The following is a 1005-nucleotide window of genomic DNA, read 5'->3' as shown; positions in this document are numbered from 1 at the left end:
AAGCGATCCGTATCTTGCGGATCTGCACGTGAATTTTGCTAATCAAAGCTTCGCTATTGGCGATTCGGTCGGGGGTAAGTTGGGTGCCATCAACGATTACCAAACCGACGTTCTAAAGCCAAACCAAGTGGCGCTTGATGATATGGCAAAAGCTCTGGCAGATGAGTACAACGCGGTACTTGCTACAGGTAAAGACTTGAAAGGCAATGCTGGCAAACCACTGTTTAACTACGACCCTGATAACCCAGCGGCAAGTTTAACCATCACAGATTTGAGCGCGGAAGAATTGGCGTTTTCAAGCGATGGTACGCCGGGTAACGCGAATGTTCTTAAATCTTTGATTGATTTGAGTAACAAACCGGTTGCGGTAACGGGCTACGGCTCAGTGAGCTTGAACGATGCCTTTACCTCAATGGTTGGCCAAACGGCGATCAAAGCGCGTCAGGCCGATGCGGATTACCAAGCAAAACTGGCAATGAGTAAGCAAGCGCATACCGCTCGCGACAATGTAAGTGCAGTGAACAGCGATGAAGAAGCCGCGAACTTGATGACGTTTGCTAACGCGCACAATGCCAACATGAAAGTGATCAGTACGGCGAACCAGCTGTTCGACTCTGTATTGCAGTTATTCTAGAGGAAACCCAGATGCGAATCAGTGATAACCAATTCAGCCAAATGATGCTGCAAAGCCTGCAGAGCAACAGCGCAGGCCTTGGGAAAGTACTTCAACAAATGTCGACACGTGAGCGACTGACTAAGCTGTCTGATGATCCAATGGCGTCTATCAAGCTGCTTAACTTGGAACGCGAAAACAGCGCGATTGCTCAATACCAAAGCAACATCGCAAACCTGAAAACAACGCTTTCAAGCCAAGAGACACACCTAGATTCAGTGAACGAAAGTTTGAAAAGCATGCGTGACATTGTTCTTTGGGGCGCGAACGGTTCGTTAACGGATCAAAACCGTAGCGGCATGATCTCCGAACTGAAAAGCTACCGTGACTCC

Annotated in this window: 1 protein-coding gene and 1 pseudogene; both read left to right on the top strand. The window is 48.4% G+C overall.

Going from position 1 to position 1005, the window contains the following annotated elements; translation table 11 throughout:
* The coding region (locus R8O11_RS25420) for a FlgK family flagellar hook-associated protein (protein ID WP_318194637.1) at window positions 1–634 on the top strand (634 nt) is incomplete at its 5' end.
* 11 nt (window positions 635–645) lie between these two features.
* Window positions 646–1005 (top strand): annotated as a pseudogene (locus R8O11_RS25415) (flagellar hook-associated protein 3); the annotation flags it as partial.

It is taken from the genome of Vibrio sp. 1288 (assembly GCF_033344475.1).
This window is presented reverse-complemented; position numbering and strand designations above follow the sequence as displayed.